Source organism: Burkholderia sp. ABCPW 111, assembly GCF_000773065.1.
Taxonomy (GTDB): domain Bacteria; phylum Pseudomonadota; class Gammaproteobacteria; order Burkholderiales; family Burkholderiaceae; genus Burkholderia; species Burkholderia savannae.
This window is the reverse complement of record NZ_JPWT01000080.1, coordinates 37,181-50,301: the sequence shown is the minus strand read 5'-3', so window position 1 is coordinate 50,301 and position 13,121 is coordinate 37,181. Positions and strand designations below refer to the sequence as shown.

At 70.3% G+C, this 13,121-nt stretch carries 8 protein-coding genes; 6 read left to right on the top strand and 2 right to left on the bottom strand.

Annotation, left to right across the window (positions count from 1 at the left end):
- Positions 1-280: 280 nt before the first annotated feature.
- Both ggt and X946_RS18795 read right to left on the bottom strand, forming a co-directional pair.
- Positions 281-2,170, bottom strand: a complete 1,890-nt coding sequence (gene ggt, locus X946_RS18800; protein ID WP_038750617.1) for a gamma-glutamyltransferase — start codon at positions 2,168-2,170, stop codon at positions 281-283.
- Between the two features lie 156 nt (positions 2,171-2,326).
- A complete protein-coding gene (locus X946_RS18795; RefSeq protein WP_038750614.1) occupies positions 2,327-3,229 on the bottom strand; it encodes a LysR family transcriptional regulator in 903 nt (300 codons plus the stop codon).
- Positions 3,230-3,387: 158 nt separating this feature from the next.
- Here X946_RS18795 and X946_RS18790 point away from each other — a divergent pair, with 158 nt between their 5' ends.
- From X946_RS18790 to X946_RS18765, 6 genes are all read left to right on the top strand, one after another.
- A complete protein-coding gene (locus X946_RS18790; protein ID WP_038750612.1) occupies positions 3,388-5,514 on the top strand; it encodes a 3-hydroxyacyl-CoA dehydrogenase NAD-binding domain-containing protein in 2,127 nt (708 codons plus the stop codon).
- A gap of 51 nt (positions 5,515-5,565) precedes the next feature.
- Positions 5,566-6,777, top strand: a complete 1,212-nt coding sequence (locus X946_RS18785; protein WP_038750609.1) for an acyl-CoA dehydrogenase family protein — start codon at positions 5,566-5,568, stop codon at positions 6,775-6,777.
- A gap of 207 nt (positions 6,778-6,984) precedes the next feature.
- Complete coding sequence (locus X946_RS18780; protein WP_038750607.1) at positions 6,985-8,127, top strand: acyl-CoA dehydrogenase family protein; 1,143 nt, start codon at positions 6,985-6,987, stop codon at positions 8,125-8,127.
- A gap of 25 nt (positions 8,128-8,152) precedes the next feature.
- Positions 8,153-9,358, top strand: coding sequence for a CaiB/BaiF CoA transferase family protein (locus X946_RS18775; RefSeq protein WP_038750604.1), 1,206 nt, complete (start codon positions 8,153-8,155; stop codon positions 9,356-9,358).
- A 436-nt stretch (positions 9,359-9,794) separates the two neighbouring features.
- On the top strand, positions 9,795-11,084 hold the full coding sequence (locus tag X946_RS18770; RefSeq protein ID WP_038750637.1) for a dicarboxylate/amino acid:cation symporter: 1,290 nt from the start codon (positions 9,795-9,797) through the stop codon (positions 11,082-11,084).
- A 2-nt stretch (positions 11,085-11,086) separates the two neighbouring features.
- The gene (locus X946_RS18765; protein WP_038750601.1) at positions 11,087-13,120 is read left to right on the top strand and encodes a sensor histidine kinase; all 2,034 of its coding nucleotides are present in this window, start codon (positions 11,087-11,089) and stop codon (positions 13,118-13,120) included.
- The last annotated feature ends 1 nt before the right edge of the window (position 13,121 follow it).

Here is a 13,121-nt window from a genome sequence, read left to right as displayed (position 1 = left end):
CGACGGGCGATTCACCGGGCGATTCACCGGGCGATTCACCGGGCGATTCACCGGGCGATTCACCGGGCGATTCACCGGGCGATTCACCGGGCGATTCACCGGGCGGCTGCGATCGCTGATTGGACGGCCAACGGGCAACCGGCCGGGCCGCCCGCCCATCGTTACGGCGAGCCGGGCCAGCGCTGTGGCCCCGACGCGCCGCGCGGCTCCGGCCGCAGCCGCATGCGGCACGGCGCGGCGCGCGAGCGCCCCGACCACGGCTCGAAGCGCCGTCAAGCGCTCAATCCCCCGCGACCACCCCGTCGCGCCGCGGATCTGAACCGCCGAACCACACCGACTGCCCCTCGACATTGATCCGCTGGATTCCCTGCAGGCTCGACCCCAGCTCGACCACGCGCACGTCGTGTCCGCGCTCCTTCAGCGCGTCGGCGAGCGCGTCGGACACGCGTCCCTTCTCGAGCTCGGTCGGCCCGTTGCGCGAGCCGAAGTTCGGCAGCGCGATCGCCTGCTGCATCGTCATGCCCCAATCGATCATGCCGACGAGCGTCTTCGCGACATCGTTCGCGGTCGACGCGCCGCCCGCCGAGCCGAGCGCCATCATCAGCCGCCGCGAGCCTTTCTCGAACACGAGCTCGGGCGCGAGCGTCGAGCGCGCGCGCTTGCCCGGCTGCACGCGGTTCGCGACCGGCTTGCCGTGCTCGGCCGATACGGGCGAGAAGTCGAGCAACTGGCTGTTGAGCAGGAAGCCGCGCACCATCAGCCGCGAGCCGAAGCGCGCGTCGAGGGTCGACGTCATCGACACCGCGTTGCCGTAGCGGTCGACGACCGTGATCTGCGATCCCGACGCCGGCTCCGCGCCGCGATCGGCGGCCGACGCGGGCGGCAGGCCGGACGGCGAGCCGGCGCTCGCGCCGCCGAGGCTCGCATCGCCGATCAGGCGCGCGCGCTCGGCGACGTAGCGCCGCTCGACGAGGCTCTTCCAACTGCCGCCCGGCGGCGCGACGAAATCCGGATCGGCGACGTACTGCGCGCGATCCGCGTACGCGAGGCGCCCCGCCTCGCTGAACAGATGCGCGGCGAACGGCGTCGGCTCGACACCCGTCGCGTTGCGCACGGGCTTCTGCGCGCCGATCTGCCGCCAGTCCGGCTGGGCCTCGAGCAGGCCGAGCATCTGCGCGACGACGAGCCCGCCCGCCGACGGCGGCGGCATTCCGCACACGGTCCACTTGCGATAGTCGGCGCACAGCGGCTCGCGCACTTTCGCGCGATATTGCGCAAGATCCTGCACGCTCAGCACGCCCGGATTCGGCGCCTGGCGCACCTTCGCGACGATGTCGCGCGCGATCGCGCCCGTGTAGAACGCGTTCGCGCCGTGCGCGGCGACGAGCTTGAGCGTCGCCGCGAGCTGGGGGTTCTTCAGCGTCGCGCCGGCCGGCTTCGGCGCGCCGTTCTTGTCGTAGAAGACCGCGCGCGCGGCCGGATCGCTCGCGAGCGACGGATCGTTCGCGAGCGCCGCCGCAAGCCGCGGGCCGAGCGGAAAGCCTTGTTCGGCGAGCCGGATCGCGGGCTGGAACAAGCGCCGCCACGGCAGCTTGCCGTGCGCGCGGTGCGCGAGCTCGAGCATGCGCAGCACGCCCGGCGCGCCGACCGCGCGCGCGCCGAGCGCCGCGCGCGGCAGCGGCTTGCCGTTCGCGTCGTAAAAGAGTCGATCGGTCGCGGCGGCGGGCGCGGTCTCGCGGCCGTCGTACGCCTCGACCTTCTTGCCGTCCGCGTGCAGCAGGAACGCGCCGCCGCCGATGCCCGACGCTTGCGGCTCGACGAGCATCAGCACCATCTGCGCGGCGATTGCCGCATCGACGGCCGTGCCGCCCGCCTTCAGCATTTCCTGGCCCGCCTGCGCGGCGAGCGGATGTGCGGCCGCGATCATGTCGCGCTGCGCGGTCCAGCCCGGCTTGTCGACCCAGCTCGAGAGCTCGGCGGGCGAGGCCGGCGATTCCGCGGCCGACGTCGCTGAAGCCTCAGCCGTTGCCGACGCCGGCGCGGCCGAGGCGGCGGCGTTTCGCGCGCCCGAGCCGGGCGCGTTCGCGCAGCCGGCGGTGACGGCGAGGAGGGCGGCGGCGAGCGCGCCCGCCCACGGGCTGGTCGAGCGCGGGCGAATCCGGTCGGTCATGAATACCTCGGTGCGAAGGAAGGACGGCGTCAGACGGCAGCAGCAAATACGAACGCCCGTGCGCCGCCGCGCGGGCGGGGTATTGTCGCCGCGTCGGAAGCGGCTTGTCATCCGACAACAAACCCTAGGGGGCGGGCGTCGGAAAAGGGCGGCGCGTCATGCGCCGCGCCCGGCGTTTCTCGCCTCGTCGAGCATGAAGTCGATGAACGTCGAGGTCGCGCGCGTGTGATGCCGGTTCGGCATGTACAGCATGTACATGTGCGTGCCGAAGATGCTGAGCCGGTATGCATCGAGCGTGGTCACGACCGCGCCGCGCCGCACGTCGTCGTGGACGACGTAGTCCGGCACGATCCCGACGCCGAGCCCCGCCAGGATCGCCTGGCGCAGGAACAGGAAGTTCTCGGAGATGAGCGTCGGCTCGAGCAGCACCTCGTGCCGCTCGTCGCCGAGATACGCGGCGACGCGCAATTGCCGGCCGACCACCGTCGCCGTGATGACGGGCGCGTCGAATAGCTGATCGAGCTCGGTCGGCATCCCGTGCGTCGCGGCGAAGCCGGGCGACGCGCACGCGACGTAGCGCACCGCGCCCATGTCGCGCGCGACGAGGTTTTGCGGCGGCTCGGACATCACGCGCACGGCGATGTCGACTTCGTCGCGCATCAGATCCTCGACGCGGTTCTCGAACACGACGTCGAGCACGATCCCCGGATAGAGCCGCTTGAACGCGATCAGCCAGTTCGACATCACGAGCTGCCCGTAGCCGCTCGGCACTGATAGCCGCACGCGCCCCTGCAGTTCCTGGCCGAGCGTCGTCACCGCCTCGCGCGCGGCGAACAGCTCGTTCTGGATTCGCCGCCCGTGCTCGTACAGGCGCAGCCCGATCTCGGTCGGCTCGATGCGCCGCGTCGTGCGCCGCACGAGCTGCAGCCCGATCGATTTCTCCAGCTGATTGAGCCGGTAGCTGACGTTCGCGCGGCTCATCTTGAGCCGCTGCGCCGCCTTGCTGAGGTTGCCCGCGTCGAGGATGTCGACGAGCAGCGTAAGCGCATTCAGATCCATCGCCGTGCCCGTGTGTCGAAATTCATTGTCAAAACCGGCTTGACAGGTTGTTAAAGAGTGATGGAATTGTCAATCAATCTCGATCAATCGAGAATCGTGGCAAACCCCGCGCCTTCCGCGATGAAGCGAACGCGCGCCTTCCGTACGGAGCGAGACACATGAATCAGCAGGCATCCCACGCAACCGGCACCGTCATGCGCGAGCGGCGCGACAAGGTGCTCGTCGTCACGATCGACCATCCGCCCGTCAACGCGCTGTCCGCCGACGTGCGGCGCGGCCTCGTCGACGCGCTCGACGCGGCCGACGCCGAGGCGGCCGTCGGCGCGGTGCTGATCGTCGGGGCCGGACGCAACTTCATCGCCGGCGCGGACATCCGCGAGTTCGGCAAGCCGCCCGTGCCGCCGCTGCTGCCCGACGTGTGCAACCGGATCGAGACGAGCGGCAAGCCGGTCGTCGTCGCGCTGCACGGCGCGACGCTCGGCGGCGGGCTCGAGATCGCGCTCGCCGCGCATTACCGGATCGCCGTGCCGGGCGCGAAGCTCGGCCTGCCGGAAGTGCAGCTCGGGCTGCTGCCGGGCGCGGGCGGCACGCAGCGCACGCCGCGCCTGATCGGCGCGCAGGCCGCGCTCGACCTGATGCTGAGCGGGCGGCACGCGTCGGCCGAGGAGGCGCTCACGCTCGGCCTCGTCGATCGGCTCGCGCGCAGCGACGACACGCTCGCGGAAGGGCTCGCGTACGTCCAGGAACTGCTCGCGGCGGGTGCGCCCGCGCGTCGCACGCGCGACGCGCAAGGGCTCGCCGATCGCGCGGCGGCCGAAGCGGCGCTCGACGCCGCGCGCGCCGACGTCGCGAAGAAGTCGCGCGGGCTGTTCTCGCCGGCGAAGATCGTCGAAGCGGTCGCCGCGGCGCTCGCGCAACCGTTCGACGAAGGCTTGCGCACCGAGCGCAAGCTGTTTCTCGAATGCCTCGACAGCCCGCAGCGCGCGGGGCTCGTGCATGCGTTCTTCGCGGAGCGCGAGGCGGCGAAATCGCCGGAGACGCGCCGCGGCGCGCCGCGCGCGATCGAGCGGATCGGCGTCGTCGGCGGCGGCACGATGGGCGCGGGCATCGCGGTCGCGGCGCTCGACGCGGGCTTGCCCGTCACGATGATCGAGCGCGACGAAGCGTCGCTCGAGCGCGGCCGCGCGCACGTCGAGAAGGTCTACGCGGGCCTCGTCGCGAAGGGCCGGATGACGCCCGCCGCGCAGGCCGCGCGCCTCGCGCGCTTCAAGGGCGGCACGTCGTACGACGCGCTCGCGCAGGCCGACGTCGTGATCGAAGCGGTGTTCGAGGACATGGCGGTGAAGAAGGCCGTGTTCGCGGCGCTCGCGCGCGCGTGCAAGCCGGGCGCCGTGCTCGCGACGAACACGTCGTATCTCGACATCGACGAAATCGCCGCGAGCGTCGAGCGCGCGTCCGACGTGATCGGCCTGCATTTCTTCTCGCCCGCGAACATCATGAGGCTGCTCGAGGTGGTGGTGCCGGCGAAGGTGAGCGCGGACGTCGTCGCGACCGCGTTCGAGCTCGCGAAGAAGCTGAGGAAGATCCCGGTGCGCGCGGGCGTGTGCGACGGCTTCATCGGCAACCGCGTGCTCGCCGTGTACCGGACGGCCGCCGATTACATGATGGAAGACGGTGCGTCGCCGTATCAGATCGATCGCGCGATCCGCGAATTCGGCTTCCCGATGGGGCCGTACCAGGTCGTCGATCTGGCGGGCGGCGATATCGGCTGGGCGACCCGCAAGCGCCGCGCGCCGACGCGCGATCCGCGGCTGCGCTACGTCGAGATCGCGGACCGCCTGTGCGAGCGCGGCTGGTTCGGCCAGAAGACGGGCCGCGGCTACTACCTGTATCCGGACGGCGCGCGCGTCGGCGCGCCGGACCCGGACGTCGAGGCGATCATCGCCGGCGAGCGCGCGAAGAAGGGCGTGACGCCGCGTGCGTTCGCCGACGACGAAATCGTGCGCCGCTATCTCGCCGCGATGATCAACGAAGGCGCGAACGTCGTGCACGAGAAGATCGCGCTGCGCCCGCTCGACGTCGACGCGGTGTTCCTGCACGGCTACGGCTTCCCGCGCCATCGCGGCGGCCCGATGCATTACGCGGACACGGTAGGCCTCGCAAACGTGCTCGCCGACATCCGCGCGTTCGCGAGCGAGGACCCGGTCTTCTGGAAGCCGTCGCCGCTTCTCGTCGATCTCGTCGCGCGCGGCGAGACCTTCGCGAGCCTGAACCGCATCGACTGACGCCGATCGTCAATCGGCGATCGCCTATCCCGCACTCGAGAACGACGTCACATGGATCTGAATTTCACCGCAGACGAGGAAGCGTTTCGCGCGCAGGTGCAGCGCTTTCTCGCCGACAAGCTGCCGCCGCGCATCTCGCGCAAGGTGAAGGGCGGCTTGCGGCTCACGCGCGACGACATGCGCGAATGGCACGCGACGCTCAACGCGCAGGGCTGGCTCGCGAGCCACTGGCCGCGCGAATGGGGCGGCCCCGGCTGGAGCGTCGCGCAGAAGTTCCTGTTCGACAACGAGTGCGCGCTCGCGGGCGCGCCGCGCATCGTGCCGTTCGGCGTGAACATGCTCGGCCCCGTGCTCATCAAGTACGGCAGCGAAGCGCAGAAGCGCCGCTGGCTGCCGCGCATCCTCGACGGCACCGACTGGTGGTGCCAGGGCTATTCGGAACCGGGCGCGGGCTCCGATCTTGCGTCGGTCGCGACGAGCGCGGTGCGGGGTGTCGACGCGCAGGGCGATCACTACGTCGTGAACGGCCAGAAGACGTGGACGACGCTCGGCCACTACGCGAACATGATCTTCTGCCTCGTGCGCACTGCGACCGACGTGCGCAAGCAGGAAGGCATCAGCTTCCTGCTCGTCGACATGAATTCGCCCGGCGTCGAGGTGCGCCCGATCGTCACGCTCGACGGCGAGCATGAAGTGAACGAAGTGTTCCTCACCGACGTGCGCGTGCCCGCCGAGAACCTCGTCGGCGAAGAAAACAAGGGCTGGACCTACGCGAAATACCTGCTCACGTACGAGCGCACCAACATCGCGGGCATCGGCTTCTCGGTCGCGGCGCTGGAAAAGCTGCGCGCGGTCGCGGCGAAGGTGAAGAAGAACGGCCGGCCGCTCGCCGACGATCCGCTCTTCGCCGCGCGGCTCGCGCGCGTCGAGATCGAGCTCGAGAACATGAAGACGACGAACCTGCGCGTGCTCGCGGCCGTCGCGGGCGGCGGCGCGCCGGGCGCGGAGAGCTCGATGCTGAAGATCCGCGGCACGCAGATCCGGCAGGAGATTTCGTCGCTGTTGCGGCGCGCGATGGGGCCGTACGCGCAGCCGTTCGTCGACGCGGCGCTCGACGCCGACTACGACGGCGAGCCGCCGGGCGGCCTGCCCGAAGCGGCGAGCGCGGCGGCGCAGTACTTCAACAATCGCAAGCTGTCGATCTTCGGCGGCTCGAACGAAATCCAGAAGAACATCGTCTCGAAGATGATTCTCGGGCTTTGAGCTTTGCATGGGACCAGGGTAAGCGCTAAAGCGCCAACCCTGGTCGACAGCTTTGCATGGGACCAGGGCGCGAAGCGTGGGACCGGCGTAAGCGCTGAAGCGCTCACTCCGGTCGACATAAGCGCTAAAGCGCCAACCCTGGTCGACAGCGTTGCATGGGACCAGGATAAGCGCTAAAGCGCTAACCCTGGTCGACAGGAAACGACTATGGACTTTCAACACACCGAAGACCGCCGGATGCTGGCGGACAGCCTGAACCGCTTCATCGCCGAGCAATATCCGTTCGCCGCGCGCGACCGGATCGCGCTGTCGGATGCCGGCTACAGCAGCGACATGTGGCGGCGCTTCGCCGAGCTGGGCGCGATCGGCGCGCTCTTTCCGGAGGACTGCGGCGGCTTCGGCGGCGCGGGCTTCGACATCGCGCTCGTGTTCGAGTGCCTCGGGCGCGGGCTCGTCGTCGAGCCGTTCGCGGGCGCGCTGATGGCAGGCCGCGCGCTCGCGCAGGCGGGCGGCGACGCGCATCGCGCGCGGCTCGCGGCGCTGATCGACGGCCGTGCGATCGGCGCGTTCGCGCACGCGGAGCCCGATACGCACTACGAACTGCACACGGTGAGGACGCGCGCGACGCGCGAGGGCGATCGATGGGTGCTCGACGGCACGAAGGCCGTCGTCGACTGCGGCGAGCACGCGACGTTCTACGTCGTCAGCGCGCGCACCGCGGGCGCCGACGACGACGCGGCGGGCCTGTCACTGTTCGTCGTGCCGAAGGCGGCGCCGGGCGTGTCGGTGCGCGGCTACCGGAAGATCGACGGCGGCCGCGCGGCCGACGTGCGCTTCGCGCGCGTCGCGCTCGAAGGCGACGCGCTCGTCGGCGCGCCGGGCGAAGCGGCCGGCGCGATCGAGCGCGCGATCGGCTTCGGCCTGCTCGCGCTCGCGGCGGAAGCGCTCGGCGCGATGGACGTCGCGAAGGCGCACACGCTCGAATTCCTGCGCACGCGCCGCCAGTTCGGCGCGCCGATCGGCAGCTTCCAGGCGCTGCAGCACCGGATGGCGGACGTGCTGCTCGAGATCGAGCAGGCGCGCTCGGCGGTGATCAACGCGGCCGCGCAGCTCGATGCGCCGCGTGTGGCGCGCGAGCGCGCGCTGTCGGCCGCGAAGTACAGCGTCGGGCGGATCGGCGCGCTCGTCGCCGAGGAGAGCATCCAGCTTCACGGCGGCATCGGGATGACGTGGGAGCTGCCGCTTTCGCACTACGCGAAGCGGCTCGTGATGATCGATCACCAGCTCGGCGACGAAGATCATCATCTCGCGCGCTACGTCGCGCTGTCGAAGCCGCAGTCGATGCAATGACCGCGGACCAACGGAGGAGACGAAGATGCGCAACGAACTGGGCGCGCAGCCGCTCGCGGGCGTCAAGGTGCTCGATTTCTCGCGTGTGCTGGCCGGCCCGTGGTGCGCGATGGTGCTCGCCGATCTCGGCGCGGAGGTGATCAAGGTCGAGCACCCGGCGCGCGGCGACGATACGCGCGACTGGGGCCTGCGCGTCGGCGACACCGAGACGACCTACTTCAACAGCGTGAACCGCAGCAAGCGCTCGATCTGCGTCGATCTGCAGACGGAAGCGGGGCAGCGCATCGCGCGCGAGCTCGCCGCGCAGGCGGACGTCGTCGTGCACAACTTCAAGGCGGGCGGCGCGGAGAAGCTCGGCCTCGGCTACGGCGCGCTCGCCGCGCTGAATCCGCGGCTCGTTCATTGCGCGATCTCCGGCTACGACCGCTCGGGCCCCGAGGCGAGCCGGCCGGGCTACGACCTCGTCGTGCAGGGCGAGGCCGGCCTGATGGCGCTCAACGGCGAAGCGGGGCGGCCGCCGCTGAAGTTCGGCGTCGCGGTCGCGGATCTCTTCACCGGCATGTACTCGGCGCAGGCGATCCTCGCCGCGCTCTACGAGCGGCACGCGACGGGACGCGGCCGGCGCATCGAGATGGCGCTCTTCGATTGCGGGCTGATGGTCACGTCGTACTACGGGCTGGAGGCGCTCATGATGGGCGAGGACCCGCCGCGCTACGGCAACGCGCATCCGTCGATCGTCCCGTACGGCGTGTTCGACGCGGCGGACGGCCCCGTCGTGATCACGGTCGGCAACAACCAGCAGTTCGCGCGCTTTTGCGACGTGATCGGCCGGCCGGAGCTCGCGGCCGACGCGCGCTTCGCGACGAACATCGCGCGCGCCGCGAATCGCGCGGAACTGCTGCCGGAGATTCTTCGCGAGCTCGGCCGCCGGCCGCGCGCCGCGCTGCTCGCCGCGCTCGCCGACGCGGGCATCCCGTGCGGCGAAGTGCTCGGCTTGCGCGAGGCGCTCATGTCGGAGCGCGCGCAATCGGCGGGGCTCGTCACGCGGCAGCCGCATCCGGTCGCGGGCGAAGTCGACGTGCTCGCGCCGCCGTACCGGTTCGACGGCGAGCGCCTGCCCGTGCGCGGCGCGCCGCCCGCGCTCGGCGCGGATACCGAACGCGTGCTCGGCGACTGGCTCGGCCTGTCCGCGCGCGAGATCGCGCAACTGCGCAGCGAGCGCGTCGTCTAGCGCGCGGCGCGTTCGCACGGCAGGCGTTCTGCGCGCAAACGGGCGCGCTCGCCGCGCGGGCCGTCGCGCACCGAAACATCAGACGAAATGCGCGGGTGCGCACGAATCGTCCGGCGATCCGGACGGCCGCAATCCGGAAATCCGGATTTCCGGATTGCGCGCGCTCGTCACGATTCGGAAAAGCCAGAGAAATCAACAGGCTGAGCCTGATCGAGCGGCTGGCATCGACCTTGCGAAGTAAACGCCCAAGGCCCGCCTAGGCCTCATTACTACAGCAAGGAGACATTCGATGCCCCACCTCGTCCACCTCCCTCGGATTCGCTGAGGCCATCGCTTGTTGCGGCGCGGCAGCCGCGCGGGCGAGTGGCACCCCTGACATTCGTCCGCGCGCGTGACGCCGGCCGGCTTCGACTCATCCTCTCTCTTCTCTGGAACCATCGTGAAGAAACCGTTTTATAAAGTCCTCTACGTGCAGGTGATCTTCGCCATCGTCGTCGGCGTGCTCCTCGGTCACTACTACCCGTCGCTCGCCGTCGACATGAAGCCGCTCGGCGACGGCTTCATCAAGCTGATCAAGATGGTGATCGGCCCGATCATCTTCTGCACCGTCGTGACGGGCATCGCCGGCATGCAGGACATGAAGAAGGTGGGGCGCGTCGGCGGCAAGGCGCTGCTGTATTTCGAGATCGTGTCGACCTTCGCGCTCGTGCTCGGCCTCGCGGCGACGCACATCCTGCGTCCCGGCGTCGGCTTCAACATCGATCCGGCGACGCTCAACGGCAAGGAAGTCGCGTCGTACGCGGCGAAGGCGCACGGCCAGTCGACCGTCGACTTCCTGATGCACATCATCCCGAACACGATGATCGACGCGTTCGCGCAAGGCGAGATCCTGCAGATCCTGCTGATCGCGCTGCTGTTCGGCAGCGTGCTCGCGCACCTCGGCGATCGGGGCCGCGTCGTCACCGACTTCATCGACGGCATCACGCGCGTGCTGTTCGGCATCGTGCACATCGTCACGAAGCTCGCGCCGATCGGCGCGTTCGGCGCGATGGCGTTCACGATCGGCAAGTACGGCGTCGGCTCGCTGGTGCCGCTGCTCAAGCTGATCGGCACGTTCTACCTGACCTCGGTCGTGTTCGTGCTCGTCGTGCTCGGCGCGATCGCGCGCTTCACCGGCTTCTCGATCATCCGCTTCGTCGGCTACATCAAGGAAGAGCTGCTGATCGTGCTCGGCACGAGCTCGTCGGAGGCGGCGCTGCCGCAGCTGATGGAGAAGCTCGAGAAGGCGGGCTGCTCGCGCTCGGTCGTCGGCCTCGTCGTGCCGACCGGCTACTCGTTCAACCTCGACGGCACGAACATCTACATGACGATGGCCGTCCTCTTCATCGCGCAGGCGACCAACATCGAGCTCACGTGGATGCAGCAGCTCACGCTGCTCGCGGTCGCGATGCTGACATCGAAGGGCGCGAGCGGCGTGACGGGCGCGGGCTTCATCACGCTCGCCGCGACGCTCGCCGTCGTGCCGACCATTCCGCTCTCCGGCATGGTGCTGATTCTCGGCATTGACCGCTTCATGAGCGAGTGCCGCGCGCTGACCAACATCGTCGGCAACGGCGTCGCGACGGTCGTCGTGTCCGCGTGGGAGAAGGAGCTCGACCGCGCGAAGCTGCGCGCGGCGCTCACGGGCAACGGCGAAGCCGCCGCGGGCGAAACCGCCCGCGTCTGACGATGAGCGGGAACACGGCGGGGCGCGCAGCGGCGCCCGCGCCGGGCGGGGCCGGGCCGGGCGCGCCGACGCGCGCTTCGCTCGGCCCCGCGGCCTTTTCGGGCGGGGGCTATGCCACAATAGACGATCCTTACAGTCCGGAAGCCGTCACCGTGAAGCGCCGCCTGCTCGTCCTTCTCGCGCTCGCCGCGATGCTCGCGGCGGCGTGCGCGCTCACGTGGGCCGTCACGTGGCGGCGCGGCGTCGCCGATCTGCGCGACAGCGCGGCGGCGCGCGTCGACCGCACGACCAACGCGCTGAAGAGCACGCTCGACCGCTACGAATCGCTGCCTTACCTGCTGGGCGGCCACCCGTTCGTGCAGGACGTTCTCGCCGCGCCCGGCAATCGCCGCCGCGTGAACCGCGCGAACCTGTACCTCGAGGACATGAACCGCCACGCGCACGCGACGGCGACTTACGTGATCGCCGCGAACGGGCTGTGCGTCGCCGCGAGCAACTGGCGCGGCCCGGACAGCTTCACCGGCATCGGCTACCAGTTCCGTCCGTATTTCATCGATGCGGTGAAGGGCGGCACGGGCCGCTTCTTCGGGATCGGCACGATCTCGCGCGATCCCGGCTACTACATCTCGCAGCCGGTGCGGCGCGACGGCAAGATCATCGGCGTCGCGGTCGTGAAGCTCAATCTCGAATGGTTCCAGGGCGCGGACGCGTCGGAGCCGCTCGTCGTCGCCGACGATCACGGCGTGATCTTCCTGTCGTCGGTGCCCGAATGGAAGTACCACACGCTCAAGCCGCTGCCGGGGCCGATCGCGACGTCGATTCACGAGACGCGCCAGTACGCGCAGCATCCGGTGACGCCGCTGCCGCTGCGCGTCGAGCGCGTGCTCGGGCCCGATGCGCAGATCGTCCGGATGGGCGCGGGGCGGCGCGCGCCGCGCTATCTCGCGACGCGCCGCCTGCTCGGCGAGCCCGACTGGCAGCTCGTCACGCTCGCGCCGATCGAGCCCGTCGACGCCGACGCGCGCAACGCGACGATCGTCACCGCGTTCGGCTTCGTGTCGCTCAGCCTGCTCGCGTTCTACTGGCGCACCCGCCGCGCGCGCGTGAAGGAGATGCTGCGCAGCCGCGTGCTGCTGCAAAGCGCGTATGCGGAGCTGAACCGGCGCGTCGAGGAGCGCACGGCCGATCTGTCGCAGGCGAACGCGCGGCTCAAGCAGGAAGTCGGCGAGCGGATTCGCGCGGAGCACGAGCTGCGCGCGGCGCACGACGAGCTCGTCCAGGCGAGCAAGCTCGCCGCGCTCGGCCAGATGGCGGCCGGCATCACGCACGAGCTGAACCAGCCGCTCGCCGCGCTGCGCAGCTTCTCCGACAACACGCGCGTGCTGCTCGACCGCGGCGATCAGGCGGCCGCGCGCGAGAACCTCGAGGCGATCGCGGCGCTCACCGAGCGCATGGGCAAGATCACCAATCAGCTGAAGCTGTTCGTCGGGCGCGCGAAGCCGCGCAACGAGCAGGCGCACGTCGCGCGCGCGCTGCGCAACGTGCTCGCGCTGCTCAAGGAGCGGTTGAAGGGCGTCGAGCTCGCGATCACGCTGCGCGACGAAACGCGCGATCCCGCCGAAGCGGCGCGCTTCGATCCGTCGCGCGACGAGCCGGCGCTCGTCGCGCGCTGCGAGGATCTGCGGCTCGAACAGGTGCTCATCAACCTGCTCGGCAACGCGCTCGACGCGGTCGCGGCGGCCGCCGCGCCGCGCATCGACGTGACGATCGACGCGACGGCCGCGACGCTTGCGATCGTCGTGCGCGACAATGGGCCGGGGATTGCGCCGGAATCGCTCGCGCGGCTGTTCGAGCCGTTCTTCACGACGAAGGAAATGGGGCGCGGGCTCGGCCTCGGCCTCGCGATCTCGTCGTCGATCGCGCGCGACGCGGGCGGCTCGCTCACCGCGCGCAACGCGCCGGCGGGCGGCGCGGAGTTCGTCTTGACGCTGCGCCGCGCGCGCACGCATCATCCGGACACTTCCGCCGCGAGCTGAG